Raw genomic sequence first — 24,154 nt, forward strand, 5'->3', positions numbered from 1 at the left:
CCGCAGCCAGAAGAACTTACTGAATGTTCACGGTGAAGGCGGCCTTGCCATTGGCCGGGCCAGCGGTGGCCTTGCCGGTGGCGATGTAGTTGGCGGTGAAGCGCAGGGGTTCCTTGAGTTGCAGGTATTCGCTGGAGGGCTCCGAGACGCGAACCTCGTTGCCTTTGGCATCCTTGAGTTGAATGGCGACGTTGGTGGCGTGGCCGGTGACTTTATCAACGCCCAGCCATTGGCCGGCCGGACCGTCGACGCCGGTCAGGCCCAGGAAGGTCACGGTGGCCTTCTTGCCGGTCAGGTCGCACGCGGCGTCACTGTCGTCGATGAACAGCGAGAACGCACCACCACCGCCGACGTTGCCGGCTGCGGCCAGGCTGCCCAGCGGCACGGTGCCCAGCTTCACTTCGCCGGCAATGCCACCGGTGGTGTCGCCCACGGAAATGGCGCACGTACTGTTGGTGATGCTGCCGGTAAAATTGATTTCGCCATCAGCTGCCTGGGCGTAAGAGGTCAGGCCGGCGGTGCAGGCCATGGTCAGCAGGGCGGCTCGGGTAAGAACGTTCATAGGGACTCCACAGGGTAAATGCCATCCGTGGCCGGGTTCGGAATGTCTGTCGAGGCAGGCGGGTGACCTCGATGCAGAGATTCTGACTGTGGGGATGTGTGGGGATAATCGGCGGTTTCTGATTGTTTCCGCGATTTTTCCGACAGAAACTGCGAAATTTCTGAAGGGGCTCTGGAATGCCTGATCTAGAGCTGTTCAGCCCAGCTGTACTGCATCTGCCGTGCGGTGGAATGGGCGGTTTCAATGCCCAGTACACGTGCCACCACGTGCAGGCTCATGTCGATGCCGGCGGCAATGCCCGCGGAAGTAATCAAGGCGCCCAGGTCTACGTAGGGAACGTCGGCCACCACCTCGAGGGCGGGGTACTCGCTTTGCAGCAACTGAAGGTCACCCCAATGGGTGGTGACCCGCTGGTTGGTGATCACGCCTGCCTTGGCCAGGATCAGCGCGCCGGTGCACACCGAGGTGACCAGCGCCGTGCGCGCAGCGGTGCTCGCGACCCAATCCAGGGTAGGGTGATGCGCCAGCGGCTGGTCAACCACGCCGCCGGGCACAATCAGCACATCGCAGGGCCCGGCGGTGCTCAGGCTGGCATCGGCCTGTACGCGCAAGTTGTAGCGGGCGCGCACCAGGTCAGGATCGGCCGCCACGGTGTGCACGCGGAAGGCATTGTGGGGCAGCACGCCGTCGCGCAGGGCCACACGGCTTGCCACGCTGAACACTTCATAGGGGCCGGCGAAGTCGAGGATCTCGACCTCCGGGTACAGCAGCAAGTTGATGTCCAGGGTGCGCTGGCGGACCAGTTCGGTGAGGGTAGGGCGCATGATAGGCTCCAAGGCGGTAAGTGGCCTTAATCATCACCTTTCTGGGGTTGGCCTGAATGACAACAATCACACAGATCAAGCCAAACCAAGCTGGTAGCCGCTGTCGCCAGGCTGCGCTGGCCGGTGTGAGCCCTGCGGATTTCCCGTGAGGCTCACCGCCAGCGCAGCCTGGCGGCAGCGGCTACAGAAGCCGGCCTACATCACGATCGCACCCACCACATTCTTGCCCTTGAGCCCCGACGGCTCGCGCAGGCTGGTGTCTGCCCGGCACGCCGCCAGCGTGCGCGGTGTGGCGGCGGTGATGGCGTTGACGGTGTGGGTCTGCTCATCGATGTCCCCCGACAGGCACGCGCAGCCATAGCCATAGTCACCATTGGTGCGCACCCACTGGCTGGAACGGAACACCGGCTTCTGCCCCGGTGCGCTGTAGCCGTCGGAGGTGGCCACTTTCCAGCTGCCGTCGTGGTCAATCAGGTTGATGACCCGCGGCATCGGGTTTTCGTACCAGCCACACAGGTGTTCCTCGGGCTCGGCAGCATGGGCCAGGGGCATCAGGGAGACGGCGAGCAGGGCGGGAAGGCAGGAAAGACGCATAAGACCTCCGTGTCTTGGTGAGGGCGGTCTGTAAGCATCAGGCTAGAGCGACCGCCGGGTGAAAATGAGAATGGGATTGGCTTCTTGATATCCACACTATTAGTAACATTATATTGACGGTTTGTGGTGTCAAAAATGTAGCGTGGTGAGTACTTTTGATGGCGTAGTGCTAAAAGTGACGAGGTAGTCACAAATTTCATGATGGCGTTTTGAGCCTTTGTTATCTAGGCGATCGGCTCAAACACATATGGAAACAAAGCCTCTTGGATGTCTGCTATCATTAATTGATAGCATGCGGCGAAGAAGAGCAAATTTAGAAAAACGCTCGCCGCCATCGGTCGAAGGCCCACGAGTGCGTCGATTATCTTTGCCGAAATTGAGTCGCTGGTGCTCGGTCTCGGAGGGCGAATAGATGAGCGCGAGGGCTCTCGGAGTTTCATCATGAATTGCATGACATATAAGGGCTACACCGCGCGTGTGGAATTTGATCCGCGTGATGATATTTTCGTCGGCCGCCTTCTGGGCGTGCGGGACATCATCAGTTTTCATGCCCATTCGGTGGATGCGCTTCATCGGCAGTTGGCGCTTGCCGTAGATGATTATCTGCTGGACTGCGCGGAGCGTGGAATAAGCCCCGAGAAGCCTGCCTCGGGTAAGGTGATGTTGCGAATTCGACCCGAGGTTCATGCCGCGGCTACCATCGCTGCGCAAGCGGCGGGCAAAAGTCTGAATCAATGGGCAGATGAAGTATTCGAGCGCGCCGCCCACGCTTGAAGCTTCACCACCCAGTCACAAAGTCTCCCTAAGATTTCGGAAACGTCCGACATCAAAGTGAGCCCCGTCATGCACGCCAGCCCCGATACCCTGATGCGCCGCATTCACCGTGAGCTGGTCGATCACGGTGACGAAGAGCTTGAACTGGAACTGATGGAAGACGACCACGACTTTGACGTGCTGTTCGACAACAACGTCCCGGAAAGCGCCGAGAAGCAGGCACGGCGGCAATATTTTGCCGAGCTGTTCCGCTTGCAGGGCGAGTTGGTCAAGCTGCAGAGCTGGGTGGTCAAGACCGGCCACAAGGTGGTCATCCTGTTCGAAGGGCGCGATGCGGCGGGCAAGGGTGGGGTGATCAAGCGCATTACCCAGCGGCTGAACCCGCGGGTATGCCGGGTGGCGGCGTTGCCGGCGCCCAATGATCGCGAGCGCACCCAGTGGTATTTCCAGCGCTATGTGTCCCACTTGCCGGCGGCGGGGGAGATCGTGCTGTTCGACCGTAGTTGGTACAACCGCGCGGGCGTGGAGAAGGTCATGGGCTTCTGCAACGATGAACAGTACGAAGAGTTCTTCCGTACCGTACCGGAGTTCGAGCGCATGCTGGCCCGTTCGGGTATTCAGCTGATCAAGTACTGGTTCTCCATTTCCGACCAGGAACAGCACCTGCGCTTCCTCAGCCGCATTCACGACCCGCTCAAGCAATGGAAGCTCAGCCCCATGGACCTGGAGTCGCGGCGCCGTTGGGAGGCTTACACCAAGGCCAAGGAAGTCATGCTGCAGCGCACCCATATCCATGAAGCGCCGTGGTGGGTGGTGCAGGCCGACGACAAGAAAAAGGCGCGCCTGAACTGCATCAGCCACCTGCTGGGGCAGATGCCCTATGAAGAGGTCGCGCACCCGGTGATCGAATTGCCGCAACGCGAACGCCAGGAAGACTACACCCGCACGCCAGTGCCCGCCGAACTGTTCGTGCCGCAGGTTTACTGAAGCCCGGGCTGCCACACCGGGTTGGCCTGCCAACGCTCGATCCATGCGGGCAGGGCGTCGGCCACCATGGGTTGGGCGATGCCGAAGCCCTGGGCCAACTCGCAGCCCATCTGCAACAGGCGCTGAGCCTGGGCGGCGTTGTCGACGCCCTCGGCGATGATCTCGCGCCCGAAGGCGTTGGCCAGGCCAAGGATGGCCTGCAGGATGGAGATGTCTTCGGGGGCATCGAGCATGCCCTGGACAAAGGTCTGGTCGATCTTCAACTGCGCCACCGGCAGGCGCTTGAGGTAGCTGAGCGACGAGTAGCCGGTGCCGAAGTCGTCCAACGCGAAGCGTACGCCCATGGCCGCGCAGGTGCGCAGCGTCTGGGTGACGCCGTCTATGTCTTCCAGGGCGCTGGTTTCCAGGATCTCGATCATCAGCATGCGTGGGTGGACCTGCGGGTGCGCTGCCAAGCGATCCATCAGGTTGGCGACGAAGTCCGGGTGTTGAAGTTGCCGGGCACCGACGTTGATGCTGACCGGTAGCTGCACGCCATTGCCCTGCCAGTCCTGGATCTGCTGCAAGGCGCTCTCCAGCACCCAGTCACCGATTACCTCCGACAGCGCGTTGCCCTCGATCCAGGGCAGGAAGCTCTCGGGTTTCATCAGGCCGTGGTCCGGATGCTGCCAGCGCACCAAGGCTTCGGCGCCCACCACCTGGCCGGTACGCAGGTTGACCTTGGGCTGGTAATACAAACGCAGTTCATGCTCGCGAATGGCCCGGTCGATGCGGTCCAGCCGCGCATTGTGGCCGCGCAGGTCCAGGTCGTGCTGGGCATCGAACACGTGGAAGCGGTTCTTGCCTGCCAGCTTGGCCTGGTACATGGCCTGGTCGGCCTGGCGCAGCAGCTGGTCGGCACTGACTTCGCCTTCCTGGGGGTAATAGCTGACGCCGATGCTGGCCGACAGCTCTATCTCCAGTGGGCCCAGGTGCATGACGTCGCTGGCCGCCGTCAGCAGCCGTTCGAGCATGGGCAGGCTGTCGACTACTTGGTCCAGGTCGACGATCAGTGCCACGAACTCGTCGCCGCCCAGCCGGGCCAGGGTGCAGGCATCGCGCAGGGTGTGCTTCATGCGCCGGGCCACGGTGGTCAGTACCTTGTCGCCACATTCGTGGCCGTGCAGGTCGTTGATGGCCTTGAAGCCGTCCAGGTCCAGGTAGGCCAGTGCCAGTTTGCCCCCCAGCTTCTGCGCGCGGAGCATGGCTTGCTGCATGCGCGAGGCCAGCATCACGCGGTTGGGCAGGTGGGTCAGGGGGTCGTAGTGAGCGATGTATTCCAGCTGGCGCTGGTGTTCATGCAGTTCGGTGACGTCGGTGAACAGCGACACGTAGTTCTGCACCAGGCCCTGGGAGTCGAGGATGGCGGTGATGGTCTGGCGGGTGGCGAAGGTTTCGCCATTGCGCCGTCGATTCCACAGATCGCCCTGCCAGTGGTTGTCTTCCAGCAGGCAGCGCCACAGGTCTCGGTAGTGCTCGGGCTGGTTGTTGCCGGAGGCGAGAAAGCGCGGGTTCTTGCCCAGGGCGTGCTCGCGGGGGTAGCCCGTGATGGTGGTGAAGGCGTCGTTGACGTCGACGATGCAGGCCTGGGCGTCGGTAATCATGATGCCCTCGCGGGCATGGGTGAACACACTGGCCGCCAGGTTCAGGCGGCGCTCGATCTGCCGTCGCGAGGTCAGGTCCGTCAGGGTGATGCGCACCGTGGAGTGGCACTCACCATGCCGCACGCAGTTTAGGCGCGCCACCCAGTGGCTGCCGTCGGGCCGGGTGAGGCCGAGTTCGCATTCCTCGGGCAACGCCCCGCGGCATACCCGCATGAATACCTGATGCCAGCGATCATGGTCATCGGTTATCACGCGGCTGGCAAAGCGGCGCTTGAGCAACAGCTCGCGGGGGTAGCCCAACAGTTGCTCACCGGTCTGGTTGACCGCCTGGATCATGCCTTCCAGGCTGACGGTCAGGTAGCCCACTGGTGCGTGTTCATACAAATCCAGGTACAGGTCGCGGGAGGCTTCCAGGGCCACCTGGGCGTGGCGCAGCTCTTCGTTCTGCATGCGCAGTTCGATCTGGTGGGCCTGCAGTTCCTGTAACAGCCGGTCATTGCCGCCGACGTCGTCCGCCCGCTGCGGCGCGGGTGAAGGCGTCGGAGTTTTCACGGGTCAGTGCTCGGTGCGCTGAAGTTGCATGGCCAGCAGGATCAAATGCGGCCGCACGCCCTTGCCAGCCACGCGACGGGCATTGAGGGTGATGGTTTGCAGCCCGGCATCGGGAAGGGTCTGCTGCAGCTCAAAGCCGTCGAAGCTGGTGTTTTCTTCCAGGATGGTACCTAGCTGCGTGCGAAGCGCGGCGTTGTCCCAGCGGCCATTGCCCAGTTCGAAAAGCCTGCGCCCCATGCTTTGCTCCCCGCTGGTCTGAAAGTTTCGATAATAGGAGCGGCTGGCGGACACCACGCGCAAATCCTGATCGAGCACCAGCAACGGCTCGATCACGGTATCGACAATGGCCTCGGCCAGCTCGCGAGCGGCTTGCACCGCCTGTTCGTTGGCCATGCGCGTGTTGATGTCATGGAAGGTCATCACTACGCCGTCTATCACGTTGTCCAGGGTCCGGTAAGGCAGCAACCGGGCCAGAAACCAATCGCCTGATGTCGTGCACAGCTCTATCTCACGGGGTATCAGGGTATCCAGTACTGCTTGCGCCGGGATCAGAAGGTCGATGGATTCCAGGTACGAGGTGATGTCGGCCAAAGGCCGCCCGACGTCCTTGGGGATCAGGCGATAGATCTTCACCGCGTCACGGGTGAAGCGTCGCAGGGTCAGTCGGGTATCAAGGAATATAGTCCCGATATTGATGCTGTCGAGCAGGTTCTTCATATCGTTTTGCATGTCGCCCAGCTGCTCGATCTTGGCTTGCAGCTCGGCGTTGACGGTCACGAGCTCTTCGTTGACCGATTGCAGCTCTTCGCGGGAGGTTTCCAGCTCTTCGTTGGACGACTGCAGTTCTTCATTGGTGGACTGCATTTCCTCGTTGGTGGAGCTCAGCTCTTCGTTGGCGTCCTGTAGCTCATCGATGGTGGCCTGCAGGTTCTCGCGGGTGTAGGCCAGGTCTCGTTCAAGGCGGCTGATCTGCTCGGTAGACTGCGTGGGCGTGCCGCGCTTGGCGGGTTTGACGGGGGGAGCGACGCTGCTTGCGGGTGGCTCCTGGAAGGTGATCAGCAGCAACCGCTCGCCTTGGGCGCTGTCCACCATGCGACGGACGGTCAGGCTGACCTGCACCGGGGCACCCGGGCCGATGACGGTCAGCTGCGGCGAGACAATGGTCTCGGTGCTGGTGCCGGCGCGCTGAACGGCACTGCGCAACTCCAGCTGCAGGCCTTCACGGGCCATGTCGATGACATTCAGGCTGGCCTGGCCGGGCGCCGGGCGCAGGTAATTGCCGGTGTCGCCATGGATGTACAGGATGTTGCCGGCAAGGTCAGTAACCGCCGAGGCTGGGCCGAAGTCCTGCAGCAGGGCGCGGCGGGTGAGTTCGGCAATGTTGGTTTCCCTGATCATTTTGGCTGGGTGGTCCGGTAGTTTGCTGATCCGTTCAGGCACCCACGACAGGCTGCTGTCCAACGGCATGGATTTGGGGGCGGGCGATTTGATTGCCCGGTAGAACTTCCATTTGCGGTGAATGGGCGCGAACAGGCTGGCATGCCCGCCGATGCTTTCCGATGGCGACAGGAACAGCACCCCGCCCGGTTTGAGCGCGTAGTGGAAGCTGGGAATCAGGCGGTTTTGCAGGGCCTGGGCCAGGTAGATCATCAGGTTGCGGCAACACAGCAGATCAAGGCGCGTGAAGGGCGGGTCCTTGATCACGTTCTGCATCGCGAACACGATCATTTCGCGGATTTCCTTGCGCACCCGGTAGCCGCTTTCCTCCTGGATGAAGTAGCGCTTGAGGCGCTCGGCGCTCATGTCGGCGGCGATGCTGACCGGGTACAGCCCGGCGCGCGCGGTAGTGATGGCGTCGGCATCCAGGTCGGTGGCAAAAAACTGTATGGTCAGCGCCAGCCCATAGGTGTGCAGCAATTCGTGCAGCAAGATGGCCACCGAATAGGCCTCCTCACCACTGGCGCAGCCCGCTACCCACACGCGCAGCACGCCGTCGCGCGGCTTGGCTGCCAGCAGTGGCTCCAGTATTTGCGCCTGCATCACCTGGAACGCTTCGGGGTCGCGGAAGAACTGGGTGACGTTGATCAATAGCTCATTGAACAGCAACTGGCTTTCAGAGGGGCTTTCGCGCAGCAGTGCCAGGTACTCCGATTCATCGCTGATCTGTTGCACCTGCATGCGTCGCTCGATGCGGCGGGCGATGGTGCTGGTCTTGTATTGGGTGAAATCGTGGCCGGTGGCGCTACGCAGGTGCAGCAGCATCTGTTGCAGCACGCCGGTGGTGGTGGCTGTGGCCTTGCCCATCACGGCGCCGGGCATTTGCTGCACGCTCAGCACGTGGGTGGCGTTGCCGGCCTGGATGGCGCTGTCGGGCATGCCCGCGTAGGTAGCTTCCTCGGGGGACTGCACCAGCGTCCTGCCGCCGTGGTCGAGGATGGCCCGGCAACCCAGGGTGCCGTCGCTGCCGGTGCCCGACAGCACGATGCCCACGGCGCGGGCGCCGTGTTGCTCGGCCAGGGAAGTAAAACAGGCATCGATCGGCAGGTTCAGGCCGGCGCTGTGTTGCCGGGGGCTGAGCGCCAGGGCATCGCCGGCCAGGCGCAGGTCTTGGTTGGGTGGGATCACTTGAACGGTGTTGGCGGCCAGGCGGGCGCCGTTGCAGGCCTCCACCACCGCCATGGACGTGGCGCGGCCCAGTATCTCGGTCAGCAGGCTGGGGTGGTCCGGGTCCAAGTGTTGAACCACGATGAAGCTTGCACCCGTGTCCACGGGCATTGATTGCAGGAAACGCTCCAGCGCCTCCAGGCCGCCGGCGGAAGCGCCGAGGGCGACGATGGGCGCGTCGGCAGGCTGAGTGTTGATCGATGACACGGGGCAGCCTGCGACAAGGGGGAGGAAGGCCCATCTTAACGGGTTTACTCCGTAGCCGCTGGTGTAGGGGGGCGGGCCTTGTGCCTCGCTGGAGATGTGCGGTGTTCACCCGGTCCAGCGCAGCCTGGCGGCAGCGGCTACGGGCAGGCGGTGTAGCCGCTGCCGCAGGCTGCGCTGGCCCTGTGCCTCGCTAGGGATGCGTGGTGTTCACCCGTTCCAGCGCAGCCTGGCGGCAGCGGCTACAGACAGGCGGTGTAGCCGCTGCCGCAGGCTGCGCTGGACCTGTGCCTCGCTGGGGATGTGTGGTGTTCACGCGTTCCAGCGCAGCCTGGCGGCAGCGGCTACGGACAGGCGTTGTAGCCGCTGCCGCAGGCTGCGCTGGCCCTGTGCCTCGCTGGGGATGCGTGGTGTTCACTCGGTCCAGCGCAGCCTGGCGGCAGCGGCTACAGACAGGCGTTGTAGCCGCTGCCGCAGGCTGCGCTGGCCTTGTGCCTGGCTGCAGACTCGCGGGGCTCACACAGTACCGCCGCCGCTACGGGTGTCAGGGCGCCAGGTAGGCTTGCAGTTCCCGGGTGCGCTGCTCGGCGCGTTGGCGCTTGCAGCCCACCGCCGCCAAGCCACGCAAGGTGCCGCTGCTATTCACCTGATACACCGCATCACAATCGGCATCGCGAAACTTGATCCACGCACGTTGCGCAGCCTGCAGCTTCTGGCGCATCAGGGTGTAGTTGTCGGTGGCGGTGTCGGGCTGGGTGAGATTTTTCACCAGCACCTTGTAGGCCGCATTCAGTTTGGCCTCGGCGGCATCGGCGTCCATCGCCGCGCATTGGGTCATTGCCACGGTGGTGCTGGCGTTGGCGCAGTCCAGCTTGGGCTCCGTAGCGGCCACGGCCGCGCAGGAGGTGAACAATGCAGCGAGCAACAGCAGGCGAGAGGGCATGAGGTCTGTCCTTGAAAAATGGGCCGGCACATTACCGCGGCAGCGGGCGTTGCGCCTGGGAAAACCATGAGCAAATGTAAGACGCCGCGGTCCGGGGCATGTTCCAAAAGCCTACCCCATGCGCGGCATTGGCTGCAGCACCTATAGCCGATGTCTTACACGCCGTGCTCCCGATCTCCTCTATGGGAAACCCGTCCACCGCCGTAATCTACACCCAACAGCTGAGGCAAAGGATTTGCCCGGCGTCACGGAAGACAGGCCACGAAAGGATTCACTTCGACAGGGAGTTGAACAGGCCAACAAAAAACCCGCTTCGGCGGGTTTTTTGTTGTCTGGGGTTTACCCCTCAGTAATGTCATTCACCGGCACACGCCCCGACATCATCGGCTTGGCCAGGGTGTCCTTGTAGCCTGCACGAATCAGCTGGATCACCGGCCGCTTCAGGTTTTCCTGATGCTGCGCCTCGTCAGTCCAGCGCTCCACCTGCACCAGTTGCTCAGGATGCTCCTGGTCCTGGTACACATCGAACACCTGGTTGCCGGGCGCTGCACGGAAGGTAGGGGACACCTGGGCGATGGTGCTGCGCACCGAGTCCAGCGCGCCCGGCTTGAGCGTCAGGAACAACAACACGTTGCTGGTAGTGGGCGAGTGATCAATGTGCGCTGGCTGCGGGTCGCTGCCTGGGGCGATGGGGTGCAGGGTGGTGTGGTCGATGCTGCCCAGCAGCGCGGTCTTGGCCAGTTCATGCATGGCCACTAGCTTGGGCTGCTTGAGGTGGGCGTCATAGGCGGCCTTGTCTTTCCATTGTTCCAGTACATACAAGGTGTCCGGATCGGTCTGCGACTGGAGCAGGGAGAACGACAGGTTGCCAGGTTCGGTGCGTGCGTGGGCGGCGTTGTCGCGCAGGGCGGCGGTGAAGGATGCCAGTTGCGCAGGCACCACGTGCAGGGTGGCCAGGCTTTCGAAGATGGGCTCGGCGGCTTGGGCGGTAGCCGTGATGCCGGTGGCCAGGGCCAGGGCGGCGAGCGCATGCAGTGACTTCATCGATCTTTTCCTTGATTGATCCGGGGTGGATAGCAGTCAGGAAATACGAATCCGATGAGCGAATCTTTAGGCGGTGCGTGCGATGTGGCGATGGCTCTGGCGATGGATATCGATCTGCTACAACTTAAACCTCGCTCGATTTAGTGAGGCCCACCATGCAAACCCTCGACAAAGCCCTGGCCTTCCAGGGGCTGCACACCCGCCCAAAGCTGTTCGTCCTCCCCAATGCCTGGGACGCCGGCAGCGCGAAGATCCTCGAATCACTGGGCTACCCGGCCATCGCCACCACCAGCGCCGGCCTGGCCTTCAGCCTGGGCCGCCGTGACGGCGAGGGCGCGGTGTCGCGCAGCGAAACCCTGGCCAATGCCCAGGCCATCGTGCGGGCCACGAACCTGCCCGTCAGCGCGGATCTGGAAAACGGCTTTGGCGACAGCCCCGAGCAAGTCGCAACTACCATCCGCCTGGCGGGGGAGGTTGGCCTGGTGGGCGGCTCGATCGAGGACGCCACGGGTAACGCTGCCTCGCCGATCTATGACTTCAACCATGCCCTGGAACGCATCATTGCCGGTGTCGAAGCGGCCCGCAGCCTGCCGTTTCCGTTCACTTTCGTGGCCCGTGCGGAGAACTTCAGCGCAGGGCTTCATGACCTGGACGACACCATCCGCCGCCTGGTGGCATTTGAGCGGGCAGGTGCTGATGTATTGTTTGCGCCGTCCCTGCCCAACCTTGAGGCGATTGGATTGGTGTGCGAGGCGCTGGGCAAGCCGGTGAATGTGGTGATGGGGTTGGCGGGTTCGAAACTGACCGTCGGCGAGCTTGAAAGGGCAGGCGTGCGCCGGGTGAGCGTGGGCAGCTCATTTGCTCGCGCGGCCTTGGGGGCGTTCATGCGGGCCGCGTTGGAAGTCAAAAATGGCGGCAGCTTCGACTACGCCGATGCCGCGCTGACGTTTCGCGAAGCCAATACCCTGATGGGGCCAACCCCGAACCCTTGAAGCCCGGCCTGACCCTTGTGGGACCGGGCGCAACTCGGGAAGCAGCAACTGTCTTGTAGAGGTGCCCACTGTGGGAGCAAAGCTTGCTCGCGATGCAGACGACGCGGTTTTCCTGGATTAGGCGTCGATGCCATCGCGAGCAAGCTTTGCTCCCACAGGACGGTGTAGTGGCCACCACAAACCTCAGCCTGAAACGCGGCTAAGCTGAAAACTCAGCGCGGTCATTCAGCGAACCACCCAGCCAGCCCGAAGCGCGCTCCGAAGCCCAGCCAGCCAAGGAAACAGGCTCATGCAAACCACCCCTGCCGACACCGGCAAACACATCAAGACCTTCAAGCACGGCAAGATGCTTCCCTTGCTCACTGGCCTGTTCGGCATCGTGTTGCTGGCAGTCGCCGTCTTCGTCCTGTACCTGCAGATCGCCCCTCACATCACCACTACCGGTCCTATCAGCGTGCAGGCCAGCCGTGGCATGGACATCACCTTCGCCAGCCAGAGCATGATGCTCTACGCCACCGCCGCCTTATTGGCAGCCCTGGCGGCGAGCATGCTGGGCCTGGCCCTGTGGCAGCGCAACCTGCGCCGGGCTAGTTACGAGGTGTATGAACACGGCATCACCCAGGTCATCGGCAGCCAGCGCGACTACACCCCGTTCACCGAGATTCAGGATCTGTACCTGTTCAGCTCCGGGCAAACCGCCCTCAGCGGTCTGATCACCAACCTGGCCTACCGGCGCGACGCCAGCGAGCCGTTCAAGCGCATCACGATGCAGCTCAAGGGCTTTTTGGGGCTGGTGCAGTGGGTGCGCGAACTTTATCTGCGCGAGCGGCTGCCAGTGGTGATGCAGACGCTGGAGGCCGGCGGCGCGGTGACATTCAGCTACCTCAGCAGCGGGCAGGTGTGGGGCAAGCGCATCGGCGGCAACTTCCTGAGTGTCACCACCGAGCCCATCGTGGTGACGCGTGAGTACCTGGAAGTGGAGGGGCACAAGGTATCGATGGCCAGCTTGCGTGGCGTTGATTTGAGTGCATGGTCAGAGAAGGTGGTAATCAAGGGGGCGGTGGGCAAGACGGTGTTTGCGGGGTTGGCGACGGGGATCATGAGTCATGATCTGTTGCTGGCTACGGTGGCAGGGTTGTTGCGGGCAGGGCAGGTACAAGGGCAGGTATCCACGGGCAAGGTGGCGGAACTGCTGCGGTATGGAGACCCGGCGTGGCAGAAGGCAATCAAGTAACCGGCAAGGTTGCAACGCGCGTCGGCGACCGGGCGCACCGTTGCCAATTACCTTCATATCGGCCTCATTCCAGCAGCCGCAGACAAAGATGCCGCAACGTATTGTCAGCCCGAACCCCGAACTGCCGCCGAACGCTGCGCGAAAAATGCGCCGAATCGGCAAACCCAGCCGCCATCGCTGCCTCTGTCAGGTTACTGCCCTGCAACGCCAGCTTCAGTGCCTGCCGCAACCGCTGCCACAAGACCAACCGTCTTGCAGATATCCCCAGGCTACCCGTGAACAGCCGCTCCAGCTGGCTGACCGAAAGCGCCGCTGCATGCGCCAACTGATCTGCGGGCAAGGCGTCGTCGCCTACGGCGCGAATCCGCTCCAGCGCCTTCTGTAAACGAATGTCCAGTACGCGCCGGGGCAGGTTCTCGATCTGCTCGGCAAGCCGCTCCAGATCAGCACCGGCAGTCAGGCAGCACTCATGCAAAGCCTGCAATTCGAACGCCAGCGGCTCAGCGTAAAGCGTGATCAAGGGTTGCCTGGGCGCAAGCATGGCGTGCTCGCGCCCTGAATCGATCAGCAGCACCTGGCCACGATGCAATTGTCCCTCGACAATGACCTCAGCCTGCCCCTGGCAAGCGATGAGAATTTGATGGGCGTAATGAGCATGCGCGTGGGTAGCGCCTGCCATACCCGCGATCAGACAAAAGTCCCGGCCAAGCCACAATTCCCCTTGCCAGCCTTGGGCGGGCGAGGAGGCTGTCAACGTCCCAGCGTTACTAACCATACGCCGCCAACGCCTTGCGTAAGCTGTCGCGCATGAAGTCCCGTAGGTAGTGGGGTCCCAACACTTCGATCTGGTCGGCATTGCTCAACAACCACAATCGCAGGCCTTGGCCATCTTCCACGTGACAGTTCAGGTGCCAAGTGCCCTGATCCTCCTGAGTAATCACTTGATCGTCCATCAACCGGTTCTCGCTGAGGCGCTTGTACAGATTGAATGTCAGGCGCAGACACAGTTTGATCGGTTCACTGGCGTACAGCGACACCAAATCTTTCTTCACGTGGGGTGCATTGATGTCGTAGTCGGCCAGTGCCGGCGCATCCTCGCGCATCATCGTCACGGCTTGGATGCGGTGCATCTGCAGCACCGAAGGCGATTGCACGCCGTTGCTTTCGTATTTGTAGCGCGGCGACCCGGGGGCCGGTTCATGGCCAAGGGGCCAGCACTCCTCCAACACCTGACAGCAGACGTAGATGTTGGCGTCCTGAAACGACAAGCCCATGACCTGCAGGCGATAGTCGACAACCAGATCGCGCTCCGGGACGCGATAACTCACCGTGATGACACGATTGAGCACCAATGCATCCTGCACCTGTTTCAATGCCTGCTGGTCGATGACGGCCGGCTGCAACGCCATGAAACGGGTACTGCTGGTCAGGCGCTTCGAAGTCCAGGCGTTATCGGCGGTGGCCTCCAGCAACACGGCCTCGGCATAGCGCCGAAGCACGTCAAGCCCCATCACCTGCTGCTTCATGCCGAAGCGTGCGCCGTGCTCCAGCAGCAGGATAAGGTTGATGGCCTGATCGGGGTGAAGTTGGCCGATTCGGTCAATCGAGGTCGCGACCTTTTTCTTGAACCAGTAGTCTTTGCCGTTGCGCTTTACCACGCCAGCTGCACCGGCAGCCTTCAGGGCGGCCAAGTTACGCTGGGTTGTCCTGTGAGAGACCTTGCGACCGAGTCGCTCCACGATCCGCTCATGCACATCTGCGGTCTTTTCTTCGCAGCCAGCCTCCCTGAGACAGTCCAGTATCAACATCAAACGCACCGACAGACGCTTCATAACTATTTCAAACTCTTGCGACACGAAATGTCGCCAGTGTAGCGGATACTCCGCTCCACTCCCCAAGCGTCTGTAAGGATACCTGAATGCATCGCCGCACCTACCTCTCCACTCCTATTGTGCAGCACTTCATCCACTGGATGGCCAGCCATCTGGACAGCCCCCTGTTCCAGCACGGCTACGTCAACCGCCTCACCGGGCAGCCCTGGCAGTGCCAGAGCCTCACCGATGCCTACCGCCAGTACCGCTGGCCGCACCCGTCGATCAGCCGTCTGGATATCGACAAGGGCCATACGGCCGCCAGCAATGCGGCAGCCCTGTTGGCGCTGAAACAGCAATTGCAGGGTGCGCTGGGGGCCCACCTGGATGACGACGTGGCCTGCCAGGCGGCGATTGAGGTGATGATCTGGGGCGGCGTGCAAGCGCATAACGTCGACTGGCTGATCGAGCACCGTCAGGGCCTGGCCGCATTGCTCGTCGAGGTGCGCGACGCGATTGATAGCGACACGCTGGCCGCGCCCGCCCTGCTCAGCCCGAGCCTGCGCTTCAACGCAGGCATGACCAAGGTGTATTCGCTGATCTGCCGCGACGCCATCATCTACGACAGCCGTGTCGCGGCGGCACTGGGGTGGGTGGTGGTGAAATACTGCACGTTGCACGGCTTGTCCTCGGTGCCCCCCGAACTGGCATTCCCGTGGGCGCCAGCCAAGGAGGGCAATAGCGCCACGCCCAAGAACCGTAACCCTGCTCGGGGTGCCTTGGTGTTTCCACGGTTGCAGGCGGGCACCCTGCATGTGCAGTGGAACATGCGCGCCAGCTGGGTGCTGCGCGCCGTGCTGAATGGCCCGCTGGACCATGAGCACGAATTCGCGCTGGGTGACGGGCTGCGCAAGCTTGAGGCTGCCCTGTTCATGATCGGGTACGACCTGGGCACGGCACAGGTCGCAACCTTGGTCAGCGTGAAGCCAGTCCAGGCAGAGTTTGTCTGGCTACCTGGGTTCACGCTGACCAAGCGTAAACCCTTCCATTATCGCATCACGCCGAGCGAAATCATCGTCCAGGGTAACCCCACCTTCTCCCTGACGGTGATCAACCAGACCCTGACTAACCTTTCCATGATGTTTGGTACCGCATCGTTCCCGTTGGCCAACAGTGCCGATGGCGTGCGCGCCGGAACCTGCCCTGAAGGCATTGGCCTGGCGTACCTGCGCGCTACCAATGGCCGTGGGAATGTGCCGGATACCAGCAAGCTGGCCGCCATCCTCAAGGATTTTGGCATTTTGACCTACGCCCGCCAGACGGGGCTCTGGGCGCTCAACTGGGACGTTCTGGGTGCGGCCCCCCAGGGCGCCATCGATGTCGGCCCCATCCTGGCCCGGCTGGCCGACGACAACGACGCCGACTGACCGCCATGCCCCGGTCGATCCCAACCTATCGGCCGGGCTTCACTGCCTTGAGACCCGCAAAAGGAGCTCGCCATGTCAGCCAGATAAACCTTTGGAGGAACAGACATGGCCCGTACTTACCGTCGCCGGGGTTGCCAGTACGATTATCCGTTCGCGCTCTGGGCATTCGAGCCTTGTCGGGCCGTCGCCCGCACGAAGGCGGTGCGCCGGCAGCTGGCACGGTTTCATAGTGATAAACGGGTGGGATACCGCTTGCCGCCGCCGCGTGTGTTTCGTCGTGGGGTGGATGGCGGGATGCGGACGCGCAGTCGGGAGTTGCTTCGACAATGGGTGATGCAACAGGATTTTGAACCGCTGTTCCCGAACGTCCGTCGATGCTCCGCATGGATGCCCATGTAGGCTTTGTAGCCGCTGCCGACAGGCTGCGCTGGCCCTCAGAATCTGGGCGCTGCAGCCTTCCGAGGAGCGCTACGGCGAAACAAAAAAGGACCCTCGCGGGGCCCTTTTTTGTTCCTCACATCATGGTCGATTGCCGCTTTCCTGCGGCACCTGCAATTCACCGGTAAAGGACACGGGGACCCGCGCCTTGCCGTTGAGCCGTTTACCCAACTGCATGAACGGCAACTCGACGTAGCGATAACTCAAATGCGCTGCCAGAAACGCCAGGCTGGTCCCCACCAGCGCCACCAGAATCGACGGTTGGGCGCTACCCAGCCAGTAACCCGCCAGCAACGCCATGCTGGGGTGCAGCAGGTACAGCGAGTAACTGCGGGTGCCCAGCCATAGCAGCAGTGGCTGTTGCAGGCGGACGCGCTGGGTCAGCACCAGGAAGCTGCCAATGGCCAGCGCATAGGTAAACAGATAACGCACCCAGTACTCGCCAAGGCCGGTATCGAAGCCGTAGGCCGTGTAGAAGGTCGGCGGCAACAGCACGCAGAAAGCCACGAGCAGTGCAACGGCGCAGCGTTTACTCGCAGCGTTCGCCTGCCCCAGTATCCAGTCGCGCCAGATCGAGCCGAACAACATCAACGAAAGCCCCAGAGGCAGGGCGACCGGCAACTTGCGGTGCAGCAGCATACGGGCCAAACCCATTGCCAGGGCGACCAGCAGCAATCCCAGCGCGCAGAAGGCGCGAAACTCGGTGTCGTAGAGATTACCCATCAGCATCAGGCCCAGGCACAGGGCGTAGAACACCCATTCGATGAACAGCGTCCAGTACAGCCCCTCCACGTCACCGTAGCCAAGCGCTGCCTGCAGCATGGTCAGGTTGGCGAGGATGGTGCTGCCACTGGGCAGCTGCGCGCCGGTCAGCGCCAACATGGCGACGAACACCGCTATCGACAGCCAATACGTCGGATACAGTCGCAGCCCCCGGGACACGATAAAGCGCCGCGCGCCGCCGGGGCCTGGCTGCAGGCTGAACGGAATGACCACCCCGCTGAGCAGGAAGAACCAGATAACCCCCATCTTGCCGATGTCGAGCAGGAAGTGGTCAGGCAGCGACCACGCCCCTAGCGAGGGTAGCCAAAGGTGGGTAATGACGACCAGCACGGCAGCAAGGCCCCGCAGGGAATCGAGGTAGGCGAGTCGACTCATTGCAGCACCTCGCTTTTTTCCTGGGCCAGAAATCGCGTGTTGACGACTTTCATCGAAAATTCCTCTTGCAGAAGAAACCGCACGCGCTGCGGGTAGGGCGCAGGCATGTCGGTGGGGGACCCGTTGATGGGGCTGGCCAGGTTGGTGGTGTTGGGGAAATCTGAAGGGCTGCGGTTGGGCGCGCCCATGATGGTGGGTTGCCCTGAAACTTGTAGGCGCGCTACCGCCGAAGGCGGATTAGCGCTGGTTTCATATGACTGAAAGGGGTGTTGACGGCGAATAAGGATATTTAAGGTGTTACCAAATGCGTCGTCAATAAGCTTGGTCAAGAAAGCGACGGAATAGCTTTTGAAAAATTGAAAGAATATTCAACTTACTGATTTGTAAGCAGTAGAGTCAGTTTGTTTGGCGAAGTGCTCTCGGCTTCATGGATCAAACCGCAGGTTTGAAGGGCAGATTCCACCAGGTCGGCGAACAAGGGCCATGATGCGATTCATTCGCCCTCGCTATAAATTAGCGGTGGCCGTATCAAACCCTAGCCTGGTCAGGACCTTAAAGAATCTCAGGAAGGAGTCAACGATGCATGTAATCACCTTTAGCCAGGCACGCGCTGGCTTGAAGCAGGCAATGGATGACGTTTGCCGTGATCATGAACCGACCGTTATTACACGCCAACAAGGCGAGCCAATGGTGCTCCTGTCATTGGAGGATTACAACGCCATGGAGGAGACGCTGTACCTTCTGAGCTCGCAGGAGAACTCCAGGCGCTTGCTTGAATCCATCGCTTTGCACAAAGCCGGAAAGGCGTTTATCAGGAAGGACTCCGTGGATGTCGGGGAGCTGGCAGCCACAGAGCAAGAGTAACGCCCCCGCTAAAGTGTGACCGTTTGCTGCCGGGCAAACGTGAATCGGTGGACAAGCTGGTTGGTGCGATCCTGCGTGACCCCTTTATTGGTATTGGTCGGCCCTGTCATCTGTAGCCGCTGCCGCCAGGCTGCGCTGGCCCTACAGCCGAACCTGGGCAATCCCCAATCAATCCAAAACGCCAAACCAGCCGCTAATCCAGCCCAGCGTCACAACGCGATCAAACTGCGCTGTTGTGTGCCACCGGTATCGTCAAATCATGCACGATCGCCTGTGCCATCTCCCCCAGGTAAGCCGCTGCCCACGCCAGATGAGGACCGTCGTCGCCCATGGCGGCGTCTGTCATCAGTTGTTGGCGATGAGTTGCAGGTTAGAGCTGTGAGCCAGGGCATCCACGAGCGGGATGTCGGGGTTGACGGTGAACAGTGGGGTGGCGGTGGGGCCGCAAGGGGCAAAGGTGGTTTGGCCTTGGGTGTGGTGCGGGGTTGGATCGGTCATCGGTGAATCTCCTATCGCAAGATGGATCATCACCCAACCTGCCGCCAAGCAGGAGAAGGGTGACGGGTTACACAAGGTTGGCGGACCGGGCAATAGGCAAACCGGCACTTCCGAAGAAGTCCCTGCGCAACCCGCCATAACGCAGCATCGCGGGCACGGAGGGGTGCTTGCGATGGTGAGGTGCGGCGTTGTTGCGCCTTATTGCTGGTCGAGCCGCCAAGCTCGGTTGCCATTGGGCAACCGTTCAAGGCTACCGGGAGTGGTGAGAAAGATCAATTCAGGGAAGGAGCCGGTCCAAGCGACACTGGACATGTTTCAGTGGCAGGCGTGATAGCTTGGTTCTAGCGGCAGCTGGCCCCTCGGGTTGTCGGCGGCTGGCTCGGATAATTGTGGTCATTCGCTCCTTGGCAGTGGGCAGTTCATCCAGTTTCCCCACATCACCGGGAATCTGCAGACGGTCCGTAGCCAAGCTTTTAATTGCGGATCAAGCCATCCAATCACCTCAAGGCAAACCTGATAGCCATGCTGCATATCCGGCTGCAACCAAAGCAGAGCTTCATGGTGAGCGACGCGGTTACGGAGGTCTCTCGCCATGTTGAGAGCCTTGCTGATTTCAGTCCGCTTTCGTTTGTTCTTGGGGCAGCGAGGAAAGGCCAGTCGCAGTTCCTTCCACAGCTCTGACTCGTGGCGAAGGTTGAAAAGAGCGACCCAAAACCCAAAGCTCAGCTCAGACACGATTCGGTCAGGCGTGGCCGCATGGCGCTTCATCTGAATGTTCCGCTGGGCGCTGGAAATTACTTCGATCTCTTTCGGGGTAAGGGTTGGTGCAATGGTCCACCAGTCTGTCCTGCCGTATTTGGCTTTCAGCTGCCTGTCGATCGCATTGCGCAGGGCTACCTCTAAAATGTGCAGGCAGGGCATGATCGACTCTGCCAGCTGCAGGTTGTACAGGTAAGCAATCGAAGCAGCAGCCCCACGAGGATTCACTGCATAGCGGGCGATCCTGGGCTTGGAGAAAAGGCTTTCAAGGACGGATTCTGCTATCGCGTTGCTCAAATTTGCGCATCCTGGCGTGACCGCTTATATTGGTGCTGCAGCCCTAGCCCGTCCTCTCCCAGAAGTCCTTCTGGTTCATGCTGGTGATGACACTAGGTAAGTATTTATGGCCCCGCTCTGCGGGGCCATTTTCGTATCTGCGCGGGGGAAATCTTACCGGCTTCGGTCGCGCTGCTTCTCTCTGGTCTTGTTTCTCTGTGTTTCGCAGACTGTTTCGAGTCGCGTTTCCAGCTTCAAATATCGCGTTGCAGCGTTCTGATGAGCGCTACGGCGAAACAAGAAAGGACGCTCGCGGGGCCTTTTTCTGTTTCTCAAATCATGGTCGATTGCCGCTTTCCTGCGGTACCTGCGAGTTACCGGTAAAGGGCACGCAGACACGGGTATTTCCTGCTGGTACCACTATGGTGACTGTCATCCGTAGCCGCTGCCGCCAGGCTGCGCTGGCCCTACAGCCGAACCCGGCCAATCCCCAGTTAATCCCCAGCCAATCCAAAACGCCGAACCAGCCGCTAATCCAGCCCAGCGTTACAACGCGATCAAACTGCGCTGTTGTGTGCCACCGGAATCGTCAGAATGCACGTTCGCCTGAGCCATCTTCCCCAGATAGCCCGCCGCCCACGCCAGTGCAGCTCCCACCAAAACGGCGCTCCATCTCAACGGCTGCTTGGCAAGGAACAGTCCGCGGGTGGCCCGGTTGGTTTATCAATGACTGCACTCACTGTAAAATGCCGCGCCAGCGTCCACGGTAGGACGATCTTCGAAAAGGAGCTTCTCCATATCCGCAAAACCAGCGGCTCGCATTTCCGATACGCACTCTTGCCCCATTTCCGGTCATGCGCCAAATCCCATCGCAAGCGGTTCACCCAATGTGATTTTCGAGGGCATGCCAGTGGCCACAGTTGGCGACACCTGCCGTTGCGGAGCGTCCATTACCGAGGGGGCATTGCTATCAAATGACTATTTTTAAAAAGGTTAAGTTTTTTTCTCTTGCCATCGTGGTGGTTATTGTCGCGGCGGGGGGTGAGTTTTGCAGGCAATTGAATAGGGAGGCGGACTTTACACTGCGTAGCCCCAAAGGCGACTACCTTATCGAAAGTGTCACCTTGGGTGGGTTATTGTTTCCTTTTCACGATAAGGTATTTCTAAGAGTCGTGGATGCGACGCGACCGGGTGATGTTTACCGCACGCCCCTTTACGCGGCCTCATTGTTGGATATGCGTTCGCCGTTTGAAACGGAGGGTGAGTTGTCCATTACCTGGGTCACGTTTCATAAGGCGCGCAGATCGTTTTCTCTGGGAGTTCCGGAGTGGCAGGGCACTTGGCTTAATCTTTTTGTTGCCAATGCACCTTATGACATTACTCCAAACGACTGATCGAGGCTGTGGGGCCTGGGCTTGCACCAGTGAATGGAATGCGGTTTGCGGTTGTGGTCGGCGCACTGATTACTGTGGGCACGGGCGAAGCATCCCGTTCAGGATTGAAGCTGGTGGAAGGCAATCGGGGTCGGTTTTGCAGGACCAGGTGACGCAGGGGCGCAGTTGTCCAAGCGCCGGTGGTGAGGTCGCTCCGCCTGTTCAGAACGCCAAACCAGCCGCTAATCCAGCCCAGCGTCACAACGCGATCAAGCTACGTTGTTGTGTGCCACCGGAATCGTCAGATCATGCACGATCGCCTGTGCCATCTCCCCCAGGTAAGCCGCTGCCCACGCCAGATGAGGACCGTCGTCGCCCATGGCGGTGTCTGTCATCAGTTGGTTGGCGATGAGTTGCAGGTTAGAGCTGTGAGCCAGGGCATCCACGAGCGGGATGTCGGGGTTGACGGTGAACAGTGGGGTGGCGGTGGGGCCGCAAGTGGCAAAGGTGGTTTGGCCTTGGTTTGGTGCGGGGTTGGATCGGTCATTGAGTAGTATCCGTTCTGTAGGTCAGACCGGCACCGCCTGCCGCCAAGCAGGTTTGGGTGACGGATTGCACAAGGTTGGCGGACCGGACAGAACGAACCGGCACTTGCGAACAAGTCCCTGTGCAACCCGCCATAGATCTGCATCCGGGCAGGGGTTAGCCGCCTGGGTGAGGATAATATCTATCTAAAGCGGGCAAACAAGGCTGGCGACGCCAATCCATCAGGCCATGGCACGTTGCAACAAATGTAGATGTTGCCGCCAGGCTGCGTCGCGCCGCGCGGGCGGCGCTCGATCTCAAGAGCGGCAAAACAATACCGGCTAGCGCTTGGTGGCCTTGACGCAATCCGAGGCCGGAACCTGCGAAGAACGCCCGATGTGCCTGCCGTGCAACCGCATCAGGGCTCACAGGCGCATGCCTTGGTTTTTCTGTCGCTGTTGAGATCGAGCGCCGCCTGCGCGGCGCGACGCAGCCTGGCGGCAGCATCTACATTTGTTGCAACGTGCCATGGCCTGATGGATAGGCGTTGCCAGCCTTGTGTACACGGGAACGGTTGTGGGCAATTCCCAGCGGTTCGAGACTTGTGGGGGAGGTGAGGGCCAGCGCAGCCTGGCGGCAGCGGCTACAGAATCGGCACCCGCCAGCCAAATCCCAGACACAAAAAAACCGACTCAAGGTCGGTTTCTTTGCTGCAATCCCTGGTAGAAGGGATTTGAATCTTGGTGCCCCGAGGGAGACTCGAACTCCCACTCCTTTCGAAAACGGATTTTGAATCCGCCGCGTCTACCAATTCCGCCATCAGGGCTCAATGGCCGCGGAGTATAAAGAGGCCTCGACCGTTGGTCAACTCTCTTGCGTGGTCAATTTGTGCGTTTTGGGCTAAACTTCGCGGCCCTGTCAAACCGATCACCATCATGCGCGTCGCCGATTTTTCCTTCGAGCTTCCCGATTCCCTGATTGCACGCCACCCGCTGGCCGAGCGTCACGGCAGTCGTTTGTTGACCCTGGACGGGCCCAGCGGTGCGCTGGCCCATCGTCAGTTCACTGATTTGCTGGAGCACCTGCGCCCCGGCGACCTGATGGTGTTCAATAACACCCGGGTCATCCCTGCCCGTGTGTTTGGCCAGAAGGCCAGCGGCGGCAAGCTGGAGATTCTGGTGGAGCGTGTGCTGGACACCCATTCGGTGTTGGCCCACGTGCGCTCCAGCAAATCGCCCAAGCCGGGGTCGATGATTCTCATCGACGGCGGTGGCGAGGCCGAGATGGTCGCGCGCCACGACGCGCTGTTCGAGCTGCGCTTCAATGAAGAAGTGCTGCCGCTGCTCGACCGCGTCGGCCATATGCCGCTGCCGCCTTATATAGACCGCCCCGACGAAGGCGCCGACCGCGAGCGCTATCAGACCGTGTACGCCGAGCGTGCCGGTGCGGTGGCGGCGCCTACCGCCGGCCTGCACTTTGATGAAGGCCTGCTGGCGCAGATCAAGGCCAAGGGCGTGGAAAGCGCCTTCGTGACCTTGCACGTGGGCGCCGGTACCTTCCAGTCGGTGCGTGTGGAGAAGATCGAAGATCACCACATGCATAAAGAGTGGCTGGAGGTCAGCCAGGACGTGGTTGACGCGGTCAACGCCTGCAAGGCCCGTGGCGGCCGTGTGGTGGCCGTGGGTACCACCAGCGTGCGCTCGCTGGAAAGCGCGGCGCGCGATGGCGTGTTGAAGCCGTTCAGCGGTGATACCGACATCTTCATTTTCCCGGGCCGGCCGTTCCACGTGGTCGATTGCCTGGTCACCAATTTCCATTTGCCGGAATCCACGCTGTTGATGCTGGTGTCGGCCTTCGCCGGTTATCCCGAGACCATGGCGGCCTACCAGGCTGCGGTGGACAACGGTTACCGCTTCTTCAGTTACGGTGATGCCATGTTCATCACCCGCAATCCGGCGCCCCGCGGTCCTAGCGAAGCGGCGCCAGGGGATCACGCATGAGTCGCACC

The 24,154-nt window shown here is 61.3% G+C and carries 21 protein-coding genes, 1 tRNA gene and 2 pseudogenes; 9 read left to right on the forward strand and 15 right to left on the reverse strand.

What is annotated here, in order from left to right; genetic code table 11:
• Positions 1 to 16: 16 nt before the first annotated feature.
• The 3 genes from ACZ9GA_RS02275 to ACZ9GA_RS02285 all read right to left on the reverse strand — a co-directional run bounded on the left by ACZ9GA_RS02275 (position 17) and on the right by ACZ9GA_RS02285 (position 1,980).
• Complete coding sequence (locus tag ACZ9GA_RS02275; RefSeq protein WP_457357404.1) at positions 17 to 562, reverse strand: fimbrial protein; 546 nt, start codon at positions 560 to 562, stop codon at positions 17 to 19.
• Positions 563 to 747: 185 nt separating this feature from the next.
• Positions 748 to 1,386 (reverse strand): DJ-1/PfpI family protein, encoded by a 639-nt coding sequence (locus ACZ9GA_RS02280; RefSeq protein ID WP_457357402.1) that lies wholly within the window; start codon positions 1,384 to 1,386, stop codon positions 748 to 750.
• Positions 1,387 to 1,581: 195 nt separating this feature from the next.
• Entirely contained in the window at positions 1,582 to 1,980 is a 399-nt protein-coding gene (locus ACZ9GA_RS02285) for a DUF4087 domain-containing protein (RefSeq protein ID WP_457357400.1), read from the reverse strand.
• Between the two features lie 441 nt (positions 1,981 to 2,421).
• Here ACZ9GA_RS02285 and ACZ9GA_RS02290 point away from each other — a divergent pair, with 441 nt between their 5' ends.
• Together ACZ9GA_RS02290 and ppk2 are read left to right on the forward strand one after the other, a co-directional pair.
• Positions 2,422 to 2,754, forward strand: a complete 333-nt coding sequence (locus ACZ9GA_RS02290; RefSeq protein WP_457357398.1) for a type II toxin-antitoxin system HicB family antitoxin — start codon at positions 2,422 to 2,424, stop codon at positions 2,752 to 2,754.
• A 93-nt stretch (positions 2,755 to 2,847) separates the two neighbouring features.
• Positions 2,848 to 3,741, forward strand: a complete 894-nt coding sequence (gene ppk2 / locus ACZ9GA_RS02295; protein ID WP_457363594.1) for a polyphosphate kinase 2 — start codon at positions 2,848 to 2,850, stop codon at positions 3,739 to 3,741.
• Here the strand turns inward: ppk2 and ACZ9GA_RS02300 are convergent.
• The 4 genes from ACZ9GA_RS02300 to ACZ9GA_RS02315 all read right to left on the reverse strand — a co-directional run bounded on the left by ACZ9GA_RS02300 (position 3,735) and on the right by ACZ9GA_RS02315 (position 10,791).
• Entirely contained in the window at positions 3,735 to 5,936 is a 2,202-nt protein-coding gene (locus ACZ9GA_RS02300; RefSeq protein WP_457357396.1) for a putative bifunctional diguanylate cyclase/phosphodiesterase, read from the reverse strand. The genes ppk2 and ACZ9GA_RS02300 overlap by 7 nt on opposite strands.
• 3 nt (positions 5,937 to 5,939) lie before the next feature.
• Positions 5,940 to 8,807, reverse strand: a complete 2,868-nt coding sequence (locus ACZ9GA_RS02305) for a chemotaxis protein CheB (RefSeq protein WP_457357394.1) — start codon at positions 8,805 to 8,807, stop codon at positions 5,940 to 5,942.
• A gap of 541 nt (positions 8,808 to 9,348) precedes the next feature.
• Positions 9,349 to 9,747 carry a lysozyme inhibitor LprI family protein gene (locus ACZ9GA_RS02310; RefSeq protein WP_457357393.1) on the reverse strand — a complete coding sequence of 133 codons (399 nt, stop codon included), beginning with the start codon at positions 9,745 to 9,747 and terminating at the stop codon, positions 9,349 to 9,351.
• Between the two features lie 339 nt (positions 9,748 to 10,086).
• Positions 10,087 to 10,791, reverse strand: coding sequence for a putative quinol monooxygenase (locus ACZ9GA_RS02315; protein WP_457357391.1), 705 nt, complete (start codon positions 10,789 to 10,791; stop codon positions 10,087 to 10,089).
• Positions 10,792 to 10,946: 155 nt separating this feature from the next.
• On the opposite strand from ACZ9GA_RS02315, the gene ACZ9GA_RS02320 reads away from it, so the two are divergent.
• Both ACZ9GA_RS02320 and ACZ9GA_RS02325 read left to right on the forward strand, forming a co-directional pair.
• Positions 10,947 to 11,783 (forward strand): isocitrate lyase/PEP mutase family protein, encoded by an 837-nt coding sequence (locus ACZ9GA_RS02320; protein ID WP_457357389.1) that lies wholly within the window; start codon positions 10,947 to 10,949, stop codon positions 11,781 to 11,783.
• A gap of 289 nt (positions 11,784 to 12,072) precedes the next feature.
• Positions 12,073 to 13,017, forward strand: coding sequence for a hypothetical protein (locus ACZ9GA_RS02325; protein WP_457357388.1), 945 nt, complete (start codon positions 12,073 to 12,075; stop codon positions 13,015 to 13,017).
• Between the two features lie 64 nt (positions 13,018 to 13,081).
• Here the strand turns inward: ACZ9GA_RS02325 and ACZ9GA_RS02330 are convergent, their stop codons facing one another.
• Positions 13,082 to 13,792: a helix-turn-helix transcriptional regulator gene (locus ACZ9GA_RS02330; protein WP_051373640.1), complete on the reverse strand. Its 711-nt coding sequence runs from the start codon at positions 13,790 to 13,792 to the stop codon at positions 13,082 to 13,084.
• Positions 13,785 to 14,849 (reverse strand): helix-turn-helix transcriptional regulator, encoded by a 1,065-nt coding sequence (locus tag ACZ9GA_RS02335; protein WP_081719177.1) that lies wholly within the window; start codon positions 14,847 to 14,849, stop codon positions 13,785 to 13,787. Before ACZ9GA_RS02335 ends, ACZ9GA_RS02330 begins: the two co-directional genes overlap by 8 nt.
• Positions 14,850 to 14,935: 86 nt before the next feature.
• Between ACZ9GA_RS02335 and ACZ9GA_RS02340 the strand changes: the two genes are divergently transcribed.
• The gene (locus ACZ9GA_RS02340; protein WP_457357385.1) at positions 14,936 to 16,255 is read left to right on the forward strand and encodes a hypothetical protein; all 1,320 of its coding nucleotides are present in this window, start codon (positions 14,936 to 14,938) and stop codon (positions 16,253 to 16,255) included.
• A 519-nt stretch (positions 16,256 to 16,774) separates the two neighbouring features.
• On the opposite strand, the gene ACZ9GA_RS02345 is transcribed toward ACZ9GA_RS02340, so the two are convergent.
• Positions 16,775 to 17,851 carry an acyltransferase family protein gene (locus ACZ9GA_RS02345; RefSeq protein ID WP_457357383.1) on the reverse strand — a complete coding sequence of 359 codons (1,077 nt, stop codon included), beginning with the start codon at positions 17,849 to 17,851 and terminating at the stop codon, positions 16,775 to 16,777.
• Positions 17,848 to 18,180: a hypothetical protein gene (locus tag ACZ9GA_RS02350; protein ID WP_457357381.1), complete on the reverse strand. Its 333-nt coding sequence runs from the start codon at positions 18,178 to 18,180 to the stop codon at positions 17,848 to 17,850. Before ACZ9GA_RS02350 ends, ACZ9GA_RS02345 begins: the two co-directional genes overlap by 4 nt.
• Before the next feature lie 250 nt (positions 18,181 to 18,430).
• On the opposite strand from ACZ9GA_RS02350, the gene ACZ9GA_RS02355 reads away from it, so the two are divergent.
• The gene (locus ACZ9GA_RS02355; RefSeq protein WP_457357379.1) at positions 18,431 to 18,715 is read left to right on the forward strand and encodes a type II toxin-antitoxin system Phd/YefM family antitoxin; all 285 of its coding nucleotides are present in this window, start codon (positions 18,431 to 18,433) and stop codon (positions 18,713 to 18,715) included.
• Positions 18,716 to 18,935: 220 nt separating this feature from the next.
• Here the strand turns inward: ACZ9GA_RS02355 and ACZ9GA_RS02360 are convergent.
• Both ACZ9GA_RS02360 and ACZ9GA_RS02365 read right to left on the reverse strand, forming a co-directional pair.
• Positions 18,936 to 19,351, reverse strand: a pseudogene (locus ACZ9GA_RS02360) (DUF3077 domain-containing protein).
• 255 nt (positions 19,352 to 19,606) lie between these two features.
• Positions 19,607 to 20,269 carry an Abi family protein gene (locus ACZ9GA_RS02365; protein WP_457357378.1) on the reverse strand — a complete coding sequence of 221 codons (663 nt, stop codon included), beginning with the start codon at positions 20,267 to 20,269 and terminating at the stop codon, positions 19,607 to 19,609.
• A gap of 766 nt (positions 20,270 to 21,035) precedes the next feature.
• Here ACZ9GA_RS02365 and ACZ9GA_RS02370 point away from each other — a divergent pair.
• Both ACZ9GA_RS02370 and ACZ9GA_RS02375 read left to right on the forward strand, forming a co-directional pair.
• Positions 21,036 to 21,236, forward strand: a pseudogene (locus ACZ9GA_RS02370) (PAAR domain-containing protein); the annotation flags it as partial.
• A complete protein-coding gene (locus tag ACZ9GA_RS02375; RefSeq protein WP_457357376.1) occupies positions 21,223 to 21,642 on the forward strand; it encodes a hypothetical protein in 420 nt (139 codons plus the stop codon). The pseudogene ACZ9GA_RS02370 and the gene ACZ9GA_RS02375, both read left to right, overlap by 14 nt.
• Positions 21,643 to 21,890: 248 nt before the next feature.
• Here the strand turns inward: ACZ9GA_RS02375 and ACZ9GA_RS02380 are convergent, their stop codons facing one another.
• Positions 21,891 to 22,178 carry a DUF3077 domain-containing protein gene (locus tag ACZ9GA_RS02380; protein ID WP_476227577.1) on the reverse strand — a complete coding sequence of 96 codons (288 nt, stop codon included), beginning with the start codon at positions 22,176 to 22,178 and terminating at the stop codon, positions 21,891 to 21,893.
• A 709-nt stretch (positions 22,179 to 22,887) separates the two neighbouring features.
• Positions 22,888 to 22,972 (reverse strand) — tRNA-Leu (locus ACZ9GA_RS02385).
• Between the two features lie 109 nt (positions 22,973 to 23,081).
• Here ACZ9GA_RS02385 and queA point away from each other — a divergent pair.
• Positions 23,082 to 24,146, forward strand: coding sequence for a tRNA preQ1(34) S-adenosylmethionine ribosyltransferase-isomerase QueA (gene queA / locus ACZ9GA_RS02390; protein WP_457357374.1), 1,065 nt, complete (start codon positions 23,082 to 23,084; stop codon positions 24,144 to 24,146).
• Positions 24,147 to 24,154: the final 8 nt, after the last annotated feature.

This window comes from Pseudomonas sp. TE3644 (genome assembly GCF_056278815.1).